Source organism: Micromonospora sp. BL4 (assembly GCF_003667505.1).
GTDB lineage: Bacteria > Actinomycetota > Actinomycetes > Mycobacteriales > Micromonosporaceae > Micromonospora.
In genome coordinates, this window is sequence record NZ_RCVJ01000171.1 from 60,156 (window position 1) to 77,519 (window position 17,364).

The following is a 17,364-nucleotide window of genomic DNA, read 5'->3' on the forward strand; positions in this document are numbered from 1 at the left end:
ATCTCTGGTCAGCGCCCGGTCGGGAGCCAGACGCGCATGGTCGAGGGCCCTCGGTTGGCCCAGTCGTGGTACTCCACCAGCGGCACCTCGTCGAGGGTCTCGCCGACCGTCGGCGCCGACTCGACCTGCTCGGACCGGTAGGGCCAGTCGTGGTCACGCGGGTGGACGCGCCAGCAGCGCACGGTGACGCGGTCCTGGACGAGGCGGGGCGGTTGGCTGGTGTCGACACGGAGCTCGTCGACGGTCTCGACGCCCGGGACGTCCACGGACTCCAGGGCGAGCACGAGGGGTCCGTGCTCCACCGCGACGCATCCACGCACCGCGTCGATGCGCTCGTCCGGATGGGTGAACCGGGGCGCCATCGGCAGGGACAGAACGACCTCGTCGCCCCGCCGCCACGTCCGGGTCTCGGTGACCAGGCCCGGGCCGACCGGGCGGGTGTCGCCGTCGACGGTCAGCGTCGCACCCTGGGCCGCCCAGCCGGGCACCCGCAACGACAGCGACCAGGGGCGGTCGTCGTCGCTCTCGATCCGCACCCGGACCTGCCCGCCGTGGGGGTAGTCGGTCGCGACGCTCACGCGCAGGTCCCGCCCGTCGGCGAGGCGGTGCTCGACGGTGCCGGGCAGATACTGGTGAAGCTGGAGGCCCTCGTCGTCGGACGTCGCGACGTAGGCCGACAGGCTGGCCAGGGTGCGAGCGACGTTCGTCGGGCAGCAGGAGACCTCGAACCAGGGCGCCCGCAGCGAGGCCGCCGCGCGAAGGCTGGGCCGGTCGGCGTCGGGAAGGGTGCCGAGCTCACGGCGGTGCAGCGTGTTGGTGTAGAAGAAGCTCCGCCCGTCGGCAGCCGGCGAGGTCGACACCACGTTGAACAGCGTCCGCTCGATGAGGTCGGCGTACCGGGGATCGCCGTCGGCGAGCAGCAGCCGCCACGCGAGCATCACCGAACCGACGCCGGCGCAGGTCTCGGAGTAGGCCCGGTCGGGGGGCAGCACCCAGTCCTCGCCGAACGCCTCGTCCTGGTGCCGGGAACCCTGCCCGCCGGTGACGTACGTGCGCCGGGCCACCCCGTTGACCCACTGGGTGCGTACCGCGTCCAACAGGCTGGCGTCCTTCAACTCGACGGCGACGTCGGCGGCGCCGGAGGCGAGGTAGTTCGCCCGTACCGCGTGCCCCCGCAGGACCGTCGCCTCCCGGACGGGCTGTTCGTCCTGGAAGTACTCCCGGCCGTACTCCACATCGCTGAGCCGGCCGTGACCCCGCCGGTCGACGAAGAGCGCGGCCTGGGTCAGGTAGCGGTCGTCGCCGGTGACCCGGGCGAACTCCACCAGCGCGGTCTCGATCACCGGGTGTCCGCACAGGCCGTCGATACCGTCCGGTCCGAAGGTCTCGCACACGTTGTCGGCGGCACGGCGGGCGACCTCGAACAACCCGTCGTCCGCGCCCGGACGCGTTCGGGCGCGGGCGACCGCGGCCTGGAGGAGGTGACCGATGCAGTAGAGCTCATGACCCCATTCGAGGTCGGACCACCGGGGCGCCTGCCCCGGGCGACCGAACCGGGTGTTGAGGTAGCCGTCGGCCTCCTGCGCCGCGGCCACCCGACGCACCATGGCGCGAAACCTCGACTCGAGCTCCGCGTCGCCGGTCCGGCCGATCTCCCACGCCGTCGCCTCGAGGAACTTGTAGATCTCCGAGTCGGAGAACTCGCGTCCGCGGCGGTCGCGCGACAGGTCTCCCCGCACGGCGAGGTCGAAGTTGCCGATCCAGCCGGCGCGTTCGAGCCAGTGCTCGATGTGCGGGAGAGTGGCGGCGGCGTTGGTCGATTGACGCTGCGCCCAGAATCCCCCCGTGATCCGGACCTGGTCCAGCCCGAGCGGCCGGAGACGGCCACGGATCGGCACGACAGGGGCGGCCGTGGGTACGGTGCCGCTCATGGTCATCCTTTCATCGCGCCGGACATGAAGCCGCGCACGTAGTGTCGTTGGAGCAGCAGGAACAGGACGATGCACGGCAGGGCGAGAACGACGACGCCCGCTTCGGTCGCGCCGTAGTCGACGACGCCCTGGACCTGGCCCCGCAGGTTGGACACGGCGAGCGGAAGGGTCATGCGCTCGCTGTCGTTGATCAGGATCAGCGGCGCCATGAAGTCGTTCCACGCGGTGAGGAACGCGAACAGCCCGACGGTGATGAGGCCCGGCTTCACCGCGGGCAGCAGCACCCGCCACAGAGCGCTGAACGTCGAGCACCCGTCGACCATCGCGGCCTCGTCCATCTCGCGGGGCACCGCCTCGAAGGAGATGCGCATCAGGAAGGTGGAGAACGGCAGCTGGAACATCGTGAGCACGAGGGCCACGCCGACGAGCGAGTTCTCCAGCCCGACCTGGTTGAGCAGCACATAGAGCGGGATCAGCAGCGTCGCGTACGGGACCATCAGGATGGCGAGCGTGACCAGGAAGAGGATGTTCTTGCCGGGGAAGCGGAACCGGGCGAACGCGTAACCACCGAGGAGGGAGATCAGCAGCGTCAGGACGACCGCGAGCAGGGCGACGAAGGCCGTGTTCGCGAGGTAGCGCCAGATGCCGGCCTGATAGTTGGCCAGCGTCTCGTAGTTGCCGAAGCCCCAGCCGTCGACCTGGTTGGTGCCGGCGCGCGGGCCCACCGAGGCGACGGCCGTCCAGAGCAGCGGCGCCAGGAAGATCAACCCCACCGATCCGGAGAACACCCAGTACGGCGTGCGCAGCGCGATGCCGGCGATGGTGAGGCCCCTGGGTCCGGCGGGGCGGCCGGGCGCCGCGGGTGGCAGGGAACCGCCGCGAGCGGTGTGGGAACGGGATACGGCGACCATCGACGTCAGCTCTCCTCGGACCGGAAGGCGCGCAGTTGCAGCGCGTTGATGAGGACCAGGGCCAGCAGCACGATGACGGAGAGGGCCGCCGCCACACCGAGGTCGTTCTGCCCCTGGAACGCCACCATGTAGATGAGCTGGACGACGGTGATCGTGCTGTTGTCCGGACCGCCCTTGGTGAGGATGTAGAACTGCTCGAAGGCGAGCAGGGAACCGGTCACGCAGAGCACGGTCGTCAGTGCGAGGGTCGGGCGCAGCAGCGGCAGGGTGATCTTCCGGAAGGTCTGCCACCGGCTGGCGCCGTCGGCGCGCGCGGCCTCGAACACGTCCGCCGGTATGCCCTGCAGGCCGACCAGCATGAGCACCATGTAGAAGCCCGCGTAGCGCCACACGATGAGAAACGTCGTCGAGATGAGCGCGGCGGTCGGTGAACCGAGGAAGCTGACGCCCAGACGGTCCATCACCGACGCCAGCGGGCTCGCGTACGGCGAGTAGAGCACGTAGAACAGCAGCGACGCCGACGCCAGCCCGAGGGCGCTCGGAATCAGGAACGACGCGCGGAGCAGGTTGTTCCACCGGCTCGACTCCTGCACGAGCAGGGCCAGCCCCAGGCCGAGGGCCAGCAGCAGCACGGTCGCGAGCACGGTGTACTTGACGGTGAACACCACCGAGTCGGTGAAGAACCGGTGGTTGACCGCCTTGACGAAGTTGTCGGGAGCGTTGATTCCCTGGTCGCCGGTCAGCAGCGGCCACCTCGACACCGACATCTTGATGACGAGCAGCAGCGGCACGGCGAACAGCGCCGCCACGAACACCGCGGTCGGTGTCGCGTAGAGCCAGCCCAGCAGGGCCTGGCGGCCGCGTGGACGGGCACGGTCCCGCATCGCCGCACTGGGCGGGCGAGACGGTGCGGTGACTCTCATGGGAACCTCTCGATCGGTCGACGGCGGGCGGTCGTTGACACGTGCGGATCGGGTGCCTCCGCAGGCGTGTGCCGGCCCGGGAGAGCCGCTGGTCGGCACACGCCCGCGAAGGGCAGCTACTGCTTGAGCACGGCGGTGATCTCGCCGTTGTCCTTCTGCAGGTCGCCGCTGCCGTTCAACACCCGGTTGCGGATGAGGGTCAGCCAGGGGCTGTTCGGCGCGTTGAACGCCTGCTGGAAGTTCATCGCCACGGGCGTGTCGCCCTTACCGGCCGCCTCGTTGATGGTGACCAGGCGCGGGTCCTCGGCGGCGTACTTGTTGTTGGCGAGATCGGCGCGGGACACCACGTCCTTGTTCTTCGCCAGCACCTCGACCTGGGCCTCCTCGGACATCATCCAGCTGAGGAAGTTCCAGGCCTGTGCCGCCTTCTTCGAGTCCTTCGACACGCCGAGGCCGTCACCGCCGACGAAGGTCGAGCCGCCACCGCCGGGGCCGGGGATCGGGGCCACACCGACGTCGAACGGGGTGGAGGAGAGCAGCGTCGCCGGGTAGAGCATCACACCGACCTTGCCCTCGGTGAACGGGGCGGTCCAGGTCGGGCCGGTCTCGCCCGCCGAGGCCGGCAGCACAGCGCCGGACTTCCACAGGTCGTTCCAGGTGCTGTAGACCTTCTGGGCGGTATCGTCGGCCAGCTTGGCCTCGGTGCCGTCCTCGCTCAGCACCTCACCCCCGGCGGCCCAGACCGACGGGAACCAGGTGAAGACCAGACAGCCGCCGCAGTTCAGGCCGGTGGCCGTGCCGTACACGCCGTTCTTCTTGGTCGCCTGGACCGCCTTCGCGGCGGTGGCGTACTCCTCGAGCGTCGCCGGGGCCTTCTCCGGGTCGAGCCCGGCGTCCTTGAACAACTGCTTGTTCCAGAACATCATCGACAGGTCCAGCACGAAGGGCAGGACGTGCTTCTTGCCGTCCATCGTGCCGGCCGCGAGGTGGCCCTTGTTGATGGAGTCCTTGAAGCTGAGGCCGTCGATGTTGGCGCTGAGATCCTGGAAGAGGCCCTGGTTCACCCAGTTCGGCACGTAGACGATGTCCGCGGCGAAGAGGTCCGGAAGCCCGTCCGAACCTGCCGCCGCACCGACCTTCGCGACGTAGTCGTCGTTCGGTACGACGGTCAGCTTGACCTGGTTCTTATGGCCGGCGTTGTACGCGTCGACGAGCAGCTTGGCCTGCTTCTCCAGCGGCGCGCGCGTCCAGAGGGTGAGCTCGCTGCCGTCGTCGACGCCGTTGGGGCCGGCTTCGGCCGCACTCGTGCCGCCGCCGTCGTCGCCGCTGCACGCGGCCACGCCCACGGTCAGCGCCGCCACGAGAACTCCTGCCAGTGAACGCAGAGCAGTGCGCCTGCCCAAGGTTCTTCTCATGGTTCCTCTCCTGGGGTTCATCGTTCGGAGGGAGCCGCCGCGCGGGTCCCGCGAGCGAGGATCAATCCGGTTGCTGGTTCGTTCGTGTCGTTCAGGAGGGCTGGATCCGCTACGCCTGAGCGTTGCTGTGGGCAGCCGTATGTGCCGGTCCACGGGGGACCGTCCGGCAGGTCGCGAGATTGCTGCATCCTCATCGCGCCCCCGCCTCCCGCCGGATCCGGCGCGGCTGGCGCATCACGCGTTACCGCCGCGACCGGGGTGGTGGATGTCACGTTCCGCCGCTAGCGTCGCGCACGAAAACGGTTTCGGCAAGATGTCAGGCGGGTAAAACCTGAACCACCCTCGCCGACCCTTTGACCGTCCAATGTGGGCGGACGAACGCACCTGGCCTGCCCAGAAGCTGCTTCCGGGAGCGACTGTCCCGACTCCTGAAAAGCTTGCGAAAGGGTTTCGGTAGACCGGCAACGCCGGTGGATCTCACCGGCCCCCTGCGGCCAGCTCGGCGAGCATCCCCTCGCAGCTGCGCACGACGACCTGCGCACCGCGCCGCTGGGCCAGTGGCAGCACCGGGTCCTCCGCCCGGTCCCGCCACCGCCACTGCGCATCGGCGGCGACCTCCCAGAGCCGCTGCACGGTCGCGTCGTGCTCGACGCCGAGCCGGGCGGCCAGCCCGACGCCGTCCCCACCGATCAGCCGCTGCGCCTCGGCGACCAGCTCGGCGTCGAAGCCGAGCCGGCTGTTGCGCAGCGCCACCAACAGGCGAAGCTCCCGGAACTCGTGCGCACCGGCGAGGATCTGCTCGACCGTGCCGACCAGCTCGTCGGCGCCCCGGACGGGCTCGGCCCGCACCAGCGCCTCCACGGCGGCCAACGCCGACCGCGCCTTCAGCGTGTCCCGGCGATCGATGAAGCAGCGGGTCATCGACTCGCGCAGCTCCGTGAGCCCGCTACGCCGGATTAGCTCGGCGGACAGCTTCACCCGACTGTCGAACCCGCTACGGACCAGGGTGGTCGCCAGCCGGATCCCGAAGAGCCCGAACCGGTCCAGCAGTGCCGCGCGCACCTCCGGGTCCAGCCGTACCGGCAGCTCGCCACGGAGGAAGCGGTCGGCGGAGAGCAGGTGCGCCTCCAGCTCCGCGCGGGACACCCGGGCCAGCATCGCGAGCGCGGCGAAATCCGACTCACTGAGCATCCTGCCCGCCAGACCGATCGACCCGCTGCACGCCACCACGTTCACGCACAGCGCGCCGACCCGCGGATCCCGGTGCTGGCGCCGGGCCAGCTGGCGGGCGGTGAGCAGCCCGTCGATCCGGCCGCCACCGGTCTCGTCCGCCCGGGACAGCACCATGATCACGTTCACCGGGGCGGCCTGCCCGACCGCGCTCTCGCGGCCCGACTCCAGCACCCGCAGATCGCTGTCGCGGCCGTCGCGGGTCAGGTACAACACCGCGTCCGCGTCGCGCAGCACCCGGTCCATCACCGGCGCACGGCCCTGCTCGCCGGCGCCGGTGACCGCCGGCGTGTCGATCAGGGTCACCTGGCGCAGTGCCCGCGTCGGCCACTGCACCACGATGTCCCGCACCTCCCCCGCCCCCCAGCCGAGGTCCACCCGCATCCCGGTCGCCGACTTGACCACCGTCAACTCCTGCGGAGGCTGGCCGGCCGGGTACGCGGTAGCGCGCGGCTGGGCGCCGTCCTCGTACCAGGTGAAGACGCCGTCGGCTCCCTCGACCGGCGCGACCTCCTCCCCCATCAGCGCGTTCAGCACCGTCGACTTGCCGGCACGCCACGGGCCCGCGACCGCGATCCGCAGCGGTTGCTCCAACCGGGCCACCTGGTGCCGCAACTGCCCGACCGCCCGGGGATTGTCCTGGTAGAGGTCGATGGCCTGGTGCAGCAACCCCCACGCGGCCTCGTCCAACCGCAGCCCGACGGTCACGCCCGAGGCTCCAGCAGCACCGGGGCCGAACGGGTGCCGCTCAGTTGCTGAGCCTGCTCGTAGAGCGCCGCCAACCGGGTCATCTTCAGCCGGATCTCACGCTGCCGCTGGTCCCGCAGGGCGGCGTCGGTGTCGGCCTCCTGCTTCGCGCTGCGGAACGACTGGACGATGGCCTCCTGGAGTTCCTCGGTCAGCCCGGTGAAGTGGTCCCGCAGCATCCGCTGCACCTGCCGGGTGGCGTCCCGGCAGTCCCTGATCATCCGGACGAAGAAGTCGTCGACGTGCCGCTGGATCGCGGTCTTGACGGTGGCCTGCCGGCGGCGCAGCAACTGCTTGCTCTCGTCGCGGATGCTCTTGCCACCGAACAGCGCGCCGATGCCGACCGAGACCGGATTGATCATCGGCATCCCTGCCAACGTTGTCGCCAGACCGAACATCAGCATGCCGCCGTACGAGCCCTTCATGCCGGTGAACAGCTTCTGACCCGTGGTGAACCGGTCGATGTTCGGCCGTTCCAGCTCCGGCAGCCGGCCACCGAGGTCCTCGGGCATCGTCATCGACCAGGGCGGCAACACGTCGTAGCCGTACCGGGCGAAGTTGGCGGCCACCCGCCGGGCGATCCAGTCGCAGCGCTGGATCAGCCACTCGTGGTTCGCCTCCGCCGCCTCCACCAGGCTCCGCTGCAGCCAGTCCTCGAAGGTGTCCCAGGCGACCAACGGATCGGCCGTGTCGAACGCCTCGTCCACGGTGCGCAGGATCTGCCGGGTCCGGTCGCGCAGGTCGTACTCGATGTCCGAGAGCAGGTCGGCCATTTCGTCGGTGAGGGTGTTCTGCCACCGGGTGGAGCAGCGGCGCAGCTCGTCGACCTCACGCTGGGCCGCGTGCAGCCGGGAGATCGGCCCGGACTGCTCCTCGGCCTCCTGGGTCGCCAGCTCGGCGCGCAACGGCGCGGCCAACTGCTCCACCACCGTCCGGGCCACCCCCTGCACCGAGGCCCGGGCCAGCTGATCGGCCTTGCCGGTCAGGTCCCGCTGCAACCGGGCGATCAGGGCGGGAAAGCCGGACTCGGCGTTGAGGCCACGGTCGTTGGCCGCGGCCGCGCGCAGCCGTAGCGCCGCCGAGACCGGGATGACCGGCGCCGGGACTCCGGCGTCGGCCAGGTGCTGTCGGTTGCGCTCGGCGACCGCGCGCCAGTCCGCCACGACATCGGTCTTGCTCTGCACCACGACCACGTTCGGATGCGAGCGCATGACGTGCAGCAGCATGTCCAACTCGGTGACCGACAGTTCCCGTGTGGAGTCGGAGACCAGCAGCACGGTGTCCGCACGGGCGGGAGCGGCGACCGGGGCGTTGCCGCCGAGCGTGGCGATCTCGTCGGTGCCGGGAGTGTCCACCAGCACCAGTCCGGCGCCGAGCAGGGCGCGGGGCAGCCCGATCTCGACGTACGCCGGGCCACCCCCCGGCCGACGCCCGACCGCGCCGGCCACACCGGCCGCGACCTGGTCGAGCGCCACCGGGGACCGCTCGACGATCGCCGCGGGCGCGCCGCCGGCGGGCCGGCCCGGGGCCGGTGGCGGCGCCTGGACCACGGCGGCGGACGGAGCCTCGGCGTGCTGCACCACGGTCGGCAGGACGGTGGTGCGCCCGTCGCCGACCGGGCAGGCCGGCGCGTTGATGATCGCGTTGATCAGCTGGCTCTTGCCCTGGTTCGGCTCACCGATGACCAGGACGCGGAGTTTCGGGTCCAGCAGTTGCGCACGCTTCTGCCGCACCGTCTGGAGCAGATCACCTCGGCCGTGTGCGTTGCACGTGCGGGCGATTTCGTCCAGCACGTCCAACCAGATCCCCGCCATCACCGCACCAAGTGTGCGGATTTCGGCTCAATTATCAAGAGGGACCGGATGTGGAACCGGAGAGGGCCGGATCGCCCGAGACGATCCGGCCCCTCGTTCCTACCGGGAATCCCCGTCAGAGCAGACCGCCGGTGATGCCCAGCAGCCCGTTGTCCGACGCGGCGTGCCCGCCGTCGTGGGAGTCGCCCAGCACGCCGTCGGTGAGGCCGCCGGTCACGTCGCCGACCGTGCCGGTGACGCCGGGCACGAGCCCGTCCACCTGGTGCGTCACGCCGCCGACCACGGACGGCACGTCGAGCGGCGCGACCACGCCGCCGACGACACCGTCGCCGTCACCCAGGCCCAGCCCCCCCAGGGTGTCGTCGACACCGAGGGAATCGACGACACCGCCGAGGTGACCCTCGGTGCCCGAGAGCAGACCACCGGTCAGGTCACCGCCGAGCAGGTCGCCGCCGAGCGGGCCCTGGTCGGTGACGCCGATCAGGCCCGTGGAGCTACCCACCGTGCCGGTGACGTCACCGACAACCGGGTCCACAATGCCGTCCACCGGCTCCACCACGTCGGCGTCGAGGGTGTGCGCCACGTCGGACACACCGGTCAGGTCGGTGTCCAGGCCGTTCGGACCGACACCCACGCCGATCCCCGGCAGCACGGTGACGCCGGCGGCGACCGTCGCCGGGTCGACCGCGATGGCGCCCAGCACGCCGGCCTTGACGTCCAGACCGGTGGGAGCACTGGTGATGCTGATCTGCTGCGCCACGCTCTGGAGCTGACCGACCACGTCGGTGGCGTCGGTCACCAGCGGGTCGAACCCGAGCTGCCCGACCGGGGCGAGCGGCGCGAGGCCCTGGCCCGGGGCGTAGTCGACGACCAGCGGAACCACGTCCTGCACGTCGGCGGCCGTGATGTCGGTGAGGCCCGCGGCGTTCAGCGCGCCCTCCGGGTCGAGGTCGAAGGCCGACCGCGCGTCGGGGTTCGTCAGCAGGTCGAGCACGAAGTCGTGGAGGGTCTGGTTCGAGTCCATGTGCCGGGTTCTCCTCGGATGTGGCGTCAGCGACCGTCGTTCGTCGACAGAGACGTTATGGCGGGGAGCGACCCCGGACATCGGGGCTCGGCCCGCATCCTGTGCCGCTGCATTAGGGTCTCCGCTACCTCGTACGTTAGGGGGACTGGGGGAAACCGTCCCGGCCAGATTAGGGTCCCGACCAGGGAGCGATCTCTGGTACGAACGTAGGAGCCCGCGGGGGTTCGCCGGGGGTGGATCGCCGGGCAGCGCCGCAGCGATCGCCACCGGCCGGCCAACTCACGGGGAGAGATGAGACGGATGCCGTACGTCCTGGGGATAGACATCGGAAACACCAACACCGCCGTTGCCGTCGCTCGGCGGCACGGCACGACCTGGACGCGTCCCGAGGCGGTCCCCCTGCACGCCGGCTCGGCCCTCGTACCGTCGGTGCTGCACCTGTCGGAGGACGGCTCGCTGCATGTCGGTGAGCCCACGACCGACGACGGCAGCCGCACCACCAGGGACTTCGTTCGCCGGATCGGCGACGACGTGCCCCTGCTGCTCGGTGGCGAAGCGTGCGCGCCGCAGACGCTGACCGCCGAGTTGGCGACGTGGGTGGTGGAGCGGGTGTACGCCTTCGAGGGCGGCCCGGCCGAGGCGGCCGTGCTCAGCCACCCGGCGGGCTGGCGCCCGTACCGGCGGGACCTGCTGCACCGGGCGCTGTTCGACCTCGGCCTGCGCAACGTGACGCTGCTGCCCCGCACGGTCACAGTGGCCGAGAGCCACGCGGCGCGCGGGTTCGCGGGCACCACGGCCGCTGTCTACGCGCTGGGTGGCAACAGTTTCGAGGCGGCCCTGGTGCGCCGCACCTCGCGCGGCACGTACGAGAGCTTCGGCGTTCCGCAGGGCCTCGACCCCATCGGCGGCACGGACTTCGACGAGGCGCTGGCCGGGCACGTACGGACCGTGCTGGCCCGGGAGTTGGCCGCCACCGCACGCCGGGGCGCCCAGGCCGCCCTGCGCGGGCTCCTGCCGGAGTGCGACCGGGTCAAGCGGGAGCTGACCGTCGACCTGGCAGCCGACGTGGTGCTGACCCTGCCGAGCGGCCCGGTGCGGGTCCCGGTGACCCGGGCGCAGTTCGAAGGCATGATCCGCCCGACGGTGCAGGCCACCGTCGACCTCCTGCTGCGGACCGTGCGCGGCGCCGGGCTGGCGCCGGGGCAGCTCGACGGCGTCCTGCTCGCCGGCGGGTCCGCCCGCATCCCGCTCGTCACCGAGCTGATCACCGCGGCGCTACCGGTCCCCGTCGAGGTGGAGCCGGACTCCCAGCTCACCGCCGCCACCGGGGCGGCGATGGCCGCCTGTCAGGTCGTGTCACCGCGCCCCCGCCGGCCGGAGCCGGTACGCGAACCGGCGCCGACCTCCGGTGCCGGCCGGGCCACCATCCCCGCGATGCGCCGTCCGCACCACGACACCATCGTCCCGGGCGATCCGCCACCCCGCCCTCCGGTCCGGATCCTCCCACTGGAACTGCCGAAGCCGTCCCGCCTGGCGCTGGCTCGAAGCCGGGGACGCGAAGGATGACCATAATGATCATGAACGATGTCGCCGAGTCCAGGTTGGTCCTGGGCAAGGGGCCGGCCGCCCTGCTGGAGATGGTCGCGCAGGACCCGACCGGTCCGCTCACCGTCGGCCTGGCCGGGCCGGGCGGCCACGGCAAGACCGCGCTGCTCGATGAGCTGGCGCGGATCCACCAGCGGGCCGGCATCGCCGTACGCACGGGCGCCCCGGAGCCGGACGAACCGGTCGACCCCCACACACTGGTGCTGGTCGACGACGCGCACCTGCTCGACGACGCACGACTCGGGGCGTTGCTGCGGCTGGTGACCACCCGCCGGCACCGGCTGGTGGTCGCCCACCGCCCGTGGCCCCGGTCGGCGGCCCTCACCGAGCTGGTCGACGCCCTGCGCCGGGACGGGCGGTCCCTGCTGCTCACCGCGTTCACCCGGGAGCAGACCGCGGCCTATCTCGCCACCGTGCCCGAACTGGGCCGGCGGGCCGACCTGGTCGACTTCGTGCACGCGCAGACCGCCGGCGTACCCCGGGACGTCGAGCGGCTGGCCCGCGGCCTGGGCGGGCCGGAGAACCTCACCGGCGTCCCGGCCGAGCCACCCCGGCCCGTCGTGCTGGAGTTCGGGCCGGCCCTGGAGGTTCTGCCCGCCGATGTCCGGCGACTGCTGCTCGCCGTCGCGGCCGGCGTGCCGCTGCCGGTGAGCATGCTCGGCGCGCTCCTCGGTCGGGAGCCGGAGGCGGTGGATGAGTTGATCGCGACGACCAGGGCCGCCGGGCTGCTCGGCGCCGATGGCCGGCTCGCGCCGATCGTCCGGCGAGCCGTCACCGCTCTCAGCCCGGCGACGGACCGTACCGCCGTCTGGCGCCGGCTCACCGAGTTGCAGCTCGCCCGGGGCGGCGCGGTGCTGCCGCTGGTCCGGTCCCTGCTCGCGGTGGGTGTGCTCGGTGACTGCCCGGCCCCGACGTTGGCAGCCGCCGCGGAGGAGGCGCTGGCCGACGACCCGGCCTTCGCCGCCGAGTTGTTCGCCGCCGCCACGGCGGCCGGCTGGCCGGCCAGCGCCCGGCAGGCGCTCGCCGCCGCGCTCGCCGGCAACCTCGACGGCGCCCTGCGGCTGGCGGACCGGCTACTGGCCGTGGCCGCTCCCGCCGACCGGACCGAGGCCGCCATGGTGGCCGCCACCGCCCTCGCGCACCGTGGTCACGCCGACCGCAGCGTGGAGCTGTACCGGTGGGCGGGGACCTCGTCGGCGCTGGCGTTCGCCACCGTCGGCGGGCTCGCCACCGGCGCCCCGGCCGCCGCTGCCGAGCCGCCGGCGGGCGACCCGGCCGGCGAACCACCCACGCTGCACGCCAGCGCCGCCCGGCTGATGGCCGACGGGGTACGCGAGAGCGTCACGGGCACGCCGACCGCCGCGCTGTCGGCGCTCGTGCAGGCCGCCGCGCTGCTCGAACCGGACGGGCGGGCCGCCCTCCTGCCGGACAGCCCCGCCGCGCTGGCCGCCCTCACCGCCGTGCACTGCGGTGAGCTGGACATCGCCGAACGGGTGCTGCACCGGGCCCTGGCGGTCGGTGTCGGCGGTCCGCTGATGGCCCGCCGTCACCTCCTGTTGCAGGCGTGGATCCTGATGGTCCGGGGCCAGACGCTCGCCGCGGCCGAGCACCTCGCCACGGTGGCGGCCGACGGGCGACCGCTGGAGTCACGCGACCAGCTCTTCGCCGCCGCGCTGCAGATGGGCATCGCCCGGCGCAACAGCGACCTCGGCGCGCTCAAACGCGGGTGGGGGCAGGCGCTGGAGGCGGTCGTTCGGCACCCCGTCGACCTGTTCGCGCTGCTTCCCCTGGGGGAGCTCGCCATCGCGGGCGCCCGGCTGGGTGACCTGGCCCGGCTGGAGCCGTACCTGCGGGAGGGCCGCGCGCTGCTCGGTCGGCTCGGGGAGCCGGCACTGTGGAGCGTCCCGCTGCACTGGAGCGGGCTGCACGCCGCGATCCTGACCGACGAGCCGGTGGCCGCCGACGAACACGTCGCCGCCCTGCTCGCCGCCGCCGACCACAGCCGGTACGCGGCCGTGGTCGCCGCGGCCGCCGAGAGCTGGGTGGAGGTGCTGCGGGGCGTGGTCGACCCGGTCCGGGTGGAGGCCGCCGCCCGGGGGCTGCACGACACCGGGCTGTGCTGGGACGGCGCTCGCCTCGCCGGGCAGGCCGCGATCCGCACCTCGGACCGGCGGGCGATGACCACCCTGCTGGAGTGCGCCCGCGTTTTTCAGGGCCGGTCGGCCGCCCCCAACGGCGGGCAGCGGCCCGCCACCGGCGAGGGCGCCACCCAGGTGGCCGACGCCACCGCCGCCCCCGCCCAGCAGGGGCTCAGCGACCGCGAATACGAGGTGGCCGAGCTGGTGCTGGCCGGGCTGACCTACCGCGAGATCGGCGACCGGCTCTTCATCTCGGCCAAGACCGTGGAGCACCACGTGGCCCGGATGCGCAACCGGCTCAACTGCGCCAACCGCACCGAGCTGCTGGCGCTGCTGCGCACCATGCTCGCCGACCGGGCCAGCAACGCGGCCGGTCAGCCGTGGCCGCAGCGGTCGGCCCGATGACGCGCCCGCGTGGTGGACGCCCGTGGACCGAGCGGAGCGCGCCGTGACGCGGCCCGCGGACCGGCCGATCCGGATCCGGCTCGTCGCGCTGGCGGCGGTGCTGGTCACGCTCTGGTCGTACGCGGCCTACCTCACCGTCCAGGACGCGGCTGACCTGCTCCGGGTACGGGCCCTGGCGGACACCCTGGGCCAGCCCGTCGACCGGCTGATCCAGAGCCTGCAGACCGAGCGCCGGTTGACCGCCGAGACGATCGCCGCAGCGGGGCGGCCGGGGGCCGCGCTCACCGGAGCACGTGCGGGGACCGACCGGGCGGTCGCCGACATCCGCGCGTTCACCGAGGGCAGCGACCTGCGGCTGCTCACCGCCGGCGCCGTCCGCGAACGGGCCGACGAGCTGGGTCGGCGGCTGAACGGCCTGAGCGCCGTGCGGTCCCAGGTGGACGCCGAGCGGCTCGACCGCGCCGAGGCGGTCGAAGGGTACGACCAGCTCGTCGACGCCGCCTTCGCCGTCTACGGCCCGGAGTGGGGCGCGTACGAGAGCGCGCTCGCCGTCGACACCCGCGCGGTCATCGCGCTGGCCCGCGCCCGTGAACTGCTGGCCCGGGAGGACACCCTGGTCAGCGCCGCCCTGGCAGCTGGCCGGATCTCCGCCGATGAGCGGCGCCGGCTGGCCGACCTGGTCAGCAACCAGCGGTACGCGGGCGCCGAGGCGACCGCCGGCCTGCCGGTCGACGACCCGGGAACCCATCAGCGGCTCACGGCGGGTCCACGGTTCGCGGACCTGCTCGCCCTGGAGGACGTGCTGCTGCGGACGGGCGAAGCGACCCCCCTGAGCGGGGTCACCATCCCGGCCTGGCGGGCGGCGGCGGACGCCGCCCTCGGCGCCCTGCACGAGCTGGTGACCACGACGGCCCGCAGCAGTGTCGAGCGGGCCACCCCGGGCGCCGCCGGGCTCGTCGCGCGCACCGGCGCCGTGGTGGGGCTCGGCCTCATCGCGGTGATCGTGGTGCTGCTGAGCTGGGCCAGCGCCGTCCGCCGGCTGACCGACGAGCTGGCCCGGCCGGGCGCCGACCGCCGCTTGCAGGAGCCACCGCCCGCTGCGGCGCCCGCCCGACCCGCCGTCCCGGCGGCCGTCGAGACCCCGGACCGGTCCCGCGACGCCACGGCGCCGGAGCGCGCCACCCGGGACCTGTTCCTGCACCTCACCCGGCGTAACCAGGCCCTGCTCCGCGATCAGCTCAACCTGCTGGACGGTATGCAGCGGCGGGAGCGGGCCGCCGAGGAGACCGACGAGCTGTTCCGCCTCGACCACCTCACCACCCGTGTCCGGCGCAACGTGGAAAAGCTGATCGCGCTGGCCGGCGCAGCGCCGGCCCGCCGGTGGCGGCGCCCGGTGCCCCTGCTCGACGTCGCACGCGGTGCGGTCGCCGAGGTGCCGGACTACCACCGGGTGCTGATCGCACCGCACTGGCCCTGGTCGCTCGCGGGCCCCGCCGTCACGGACGTCATCCACCTGCTGGCCGAGCTGATCGAGAACGCGCTGGCCTTCTCGCCGGCGGAGACCACCGTCCGGGTCGGCGGTGAGCACCGGCCACAGGGCTGCGCGGTCGTGGTCGTCGACGACGGCCCGGGCCTCGACGCGACCACGTTGGCCGAGGCGAACCACCTGCTCGGCAACCCGCCCCCGGGCGGCCCGCCCGCCGGCCCGACCGGGCTCTACACCGTTGCCGTGCTCGCCGCCCACTGTGGCGCGCAGGTGTCGCTGCGTCCCAGCCAACGCGGCGGGACGGCCGCGATCGTGGTTCTTCCGGCCCGGCTGGTCACGGTCACCGGCGCCGGTGGCGGACCAGCCACGGCACCGCGCGACGCCGCGCAGCGGCCGGGCCGGGCCGCAGCCGACGGGCCGGCCCCGGGGAACCACGGCGGGCTGCCGGTACGGACCCGCCAACCCGGACCGACCGGGCCCGAACCCGGCACCACCGGCCCCGACACCGTCGAGCTGCCGGTCGCGAGAGCAGCAAGGAGACAGCGATGACGCATGCAGTGGTCACCGGAGACAGCCTGACCGGCGCCCTGGACCGCCTGGTCGACCGGGTGCGCGGCGCGGAGTTCGCCGTGGTGCTCTCTCCGGACGGGCTGCCGCTGGGCGGGTCCCGGCATGTCGAGGCGAAGCTGGCCGAGCAGATCTCCGGCGTGGTCGCCGGTCTGCTGGCGCTGGGGTTGGCCGCCACCCGGACCTGCGACGCCGGCGGGCTGCGCCAGATCGTGGTGCAGATGTCGCGGGCGTTCCTGTTCGTCGCCACCATCCGCAACGGGACCATCCTCACCGTTCGGATCGCCGGCGACGACGCCGAGGTCGGGGACATGGCGTACGAGGTGGCGCTGTTCGTGGGGCAGGCCGAGCGGCACCTGCCCGTCACCCTGGAACCGGCCTCCGCGGCGAGGAGCGGGGACACAGGTGTACTCCAACACCGCTGACGAGGCGTGGTACGACGACGACGCCGGGCCGGTGGCCCGCCCCTACACCATGACCGGCGGGCGCACCGCGACCGATCGCGGGCGGTTCGACCTGATCTCCCTGGTCGTCACCCGGCGGGGGGCCACGCCTGCTGCGCCGCTCTTCCCCGAACAGGCGCGGATCGTCGAGCTGTGTCACCATCCAGTGTCGGTGGCTGAGGTCGGCGCCGAGTTGGACCTGCCCCTGGGGACCGTCCGGGTCCTCCTCGGTGACCTGCTCACGGCCGGGCTGATCGAGACACACGAACCGCCGACGCTGTCGGAGCTGCCGACCGCGGACCTGCTTGAGGCGTTACTCGTCGGGCTTCGCGCGCTGTGACCGGAACGGGTGGCACCCCCGACCGGGGGAACGCAGGCGCGTGTCCGGGAACGAATTGAAGGGGAGACAGGTAGTGCCGGCAACACCGCCCCAGCCACGGCGCACTGTGGTGATCATTCTGCTGGACCGGATCGTGGCCATCGCCGCAGCCGCACGGCGGGTGCTCACCGGCCGGAGCGACGTCTCGCGGGCCACCTGGGTCGCCGTCATCGCCGCGCTCGGGGTGCTGATCGCGACGGTCGTCTCCGTCGTCGGCGTGCTGCGCACGCCGGAACGGCTGGCGCCGGTGACCCTCGACCCGCCGCCCTCCGCCGAGCAGGTGGACGCGCTGCCGACCGACACGCCCAGGGCGGCCCAGGCGAGGCCGGCGGCCACCAGCCCGACG

13 protein-coding genes are annotated in these 17,364 nt (G+C 72.9%); 6 read left to right on the plus strand and 7 right to left on the minus strand.

Features of this window, described 5'->3' with window-relative positions:
- Window positions 1–8: 8 nt before the first annotated feature.
- The 7 genes from EAD89_RS23375 to EAD89_RS23405 form a co-directional block, all read right to left on the minus strand.
- A complete protein-coding gene (locus EAD89_RS23375; protein WP_121677217.1) occupies window positions 9–1,931 on the minus strand; it encodes a glycoside hydrolase family 127 protein in 1,923 nt (640 codons plus the stop codon).
- Window positions 1,932–1,933: 2 nt separating this feature from the next.
- Window positions 1,934–2,842, minus strand: coding sequence for a carbohydrate ABC transporter permease (locus EAD89_RS23380; RefSeq protein WP_233578999.1), 909 nt, complete (start codon window positions 2,840–2,842; stop codon window positions 1,934–1,936).
- Between the two features lie 5 nt (window positions 2,843–2,847).
- Window positions 2,848–3,726 carry a carbohydrate ABC transporter permease gene (locus EAD89_RS23385; RefSeq protein ID WP_233579001.1) on the minus strand — a complete coding sequence of 293 codons (879 nt, stop codon included), beginning with the start codon at window positions 3,724–3,726 and terminating at the stop codon, window positions 2,848–2,850.
- 155 nt (window positions 3,727–3,881) lie between these two features.
- The gene (locus EAD89_RS23390; RefSeq protein ID WP_233579007.1) at window positions 3,882–5,126 is read right to left on the minus strand and encodes an ABC transporter substrate-binding protein; all 1,245 of its coding nucleotides are present in this window, start codon (window positions 5,124–5,126) and stop codon (window positions 3,882–3,884) included.
- A gap of 531 nt (window positions 5,127–5,657) precedes the next feature.
- Window positions 5,658–7,118, minus strand: a complete 1,461-nt coding sequence (locus EAD89_RS23395; RefSeq protein WP_199723332.1) for a GTP-binding protein — start codon at window positions 7,116–7,118, stop codon at window positions 5,658–5,660.
- Complete coding sequence (locus EAD89_RS23400) at window positions 7,115–8,971, minus strand: dynamin family protein (protein ID WP_121677218.1); 1,857 nt, start codon at window positions 8,969–8,971, stop codon at window positions 7,115–7,117. The genes EAD89_RS23395 and EAD89_RS23400 overlap by 4 nt, the downstream gene beginning before the upstream one ends.
- A gap of 115 nt (window positions 8,972–9,086) precedes the next feature.
- On the minus strand, window positions 9,087–9,995 hold the full coding sequence (locus tag EAD89_RS23405; protein ID WP_121653350.1) for an IniB N-terminal domain-containing protein: 909 nt from the start codon (window positions 9,993–9,995) through the stop codon (window positions 9,087–9,089).
- Window positions 9,996–10,295: 300 nt separating this feature from the next.
- Between EAD89_RS23405 and EAD89_RS23410 the strand changes: the two genes are divergently transcribed.
- The 6 genes from EAD89_RS23410 to EAD89_RS23435 all read left to right on the plus strand — a co-directional run.
- Entirely contained in the window at window positions 10,296–11,561 is a 1,266-nt protein-coding gene (locus tag EAD89_RS23410) for an Hsp70 family protein (RefSeq protein ID WP_158610768.1), read from the plus strand.
- 5 nt (window positions 11,562–11,566) lie between these two features.
- Window positions 11,567–14,143, plus strand: a complete 2,577-nt coding sequence (locus EAD89_RS23415) for a LuxR family transcriptional regulator (RefSeq protein ID WP_199733604.1) — start codon at window positions 11,567–11,569, stop codon at window positions 14,141–14,143.
- 43 nt (window positions 14,144–14,186) lie between these two features.
- On the plus strand, window positions 14,187–16,178 hold the full coding sequence (locus tag EAD89_RS23420; RefSeq protein WP_158610769.1) for a nitrate- and nitrite sensing domain-containing protein: 1,992 nt from the start codon (window positions 14,187–14,189) through the stop codon (window positions 16,176–16,178).
- On the plus strand, window positions 16,175–16,621 hold the full coding sequence (locus EAD89_RS23425) for a roadblock/LC7 domain-containing protein (protein ID WP_121652188.1): 447 nt from the start codon (window positions 16,175–16,177) through the stop codon (window positions 16,619–16,621). The genes EAD89_RS23420 and EAD89_RS23425 overlap by 4 nt, the downstream gene beginning before the upstream one ends.
- Entirely contained in the window at window positions 16,602–16,979 is a 378-nt protein-coding gene (locus EAD89_RS23430) for a DUF742 domain-containing protein (RefSeq protein ID WP_121677221.1), read from the plus strand. The genes EAD89_RS23425 and EAD89_RS23430 overlap by 20 nt, the downstream gene beginning before the upstream one ends.
- 109 nt (window positions 16,980–17,088) lie before the next feature.
- Window positions 17,089–17,364 (plus strand): hypothetical protein (locus EAD89_RS23435; RefSeq protein ID WP_199733605.1); only part of this gene is annotated, 276 nt, incomplete at its 3' end.

Excerpts from the sequence above, each read along its gene's own strand:
- EAD89_RS23405 (WP_121653350.1), bottom strand. The coding sequence starts at position 9,995 with ATGGACTCGAACCAGACCCTCCACGACTTCGTGCTCGACCTGCTGACG.
- EAD89_RS23410 (WP_158610768.1), top strand. The coding sequence starts at position 10,296 with ATGCCGTACGTCCTGGGGATAGACATCGGAAACACCAACACCGCCGTT.
- EAD89_RS23375 (WP_121677217.1), bottom strand. The coding sequence starts at position 1,931 with ATGAGCGGCACCGTACCCACGGCCGCCCCTGTCGTGCCGATCCGTGGC.
- EAD89_RS23415 (WP_199733604.1), top strand. The coding sequence starts at position 11,567 with ATGATCATGAACGATGTCGCCGAGTCCAGGTTGGTCCTGGGCAAGGGG.
- EAD89_RS23425 (WP_121652188.1), top strand. The coding sequence starts at position 16,175 with ATGACGCATGCAGTGGTCACCGGAGACAGCCTGACCGGCGCCCTGGAC.
- EAD89_RS23400 (WP_121677218.1), bottom strand. The coding sequence starts at position 8,971 with ATGGCGGGGATCTGGTTGGACGTGCTGGACGAAATCGCCCGCACGTGC.
- EAD89_RS23380 (WP_233578999.1), bottom strand. The coding sequence starts at position 2,842 with ATGGTCGCCGTATCCCGTTCCCACACCGCTCGCGGCGGTTCCCTGCCA.
- EAD89_RS23385 (WP_233579001.1), bottom strand. The coding sequence starts at position 3,726 with ATGCGGGACCGTGCCCGTCCACGCGGCCGCCAGGCCCTGCTGGGCTGG.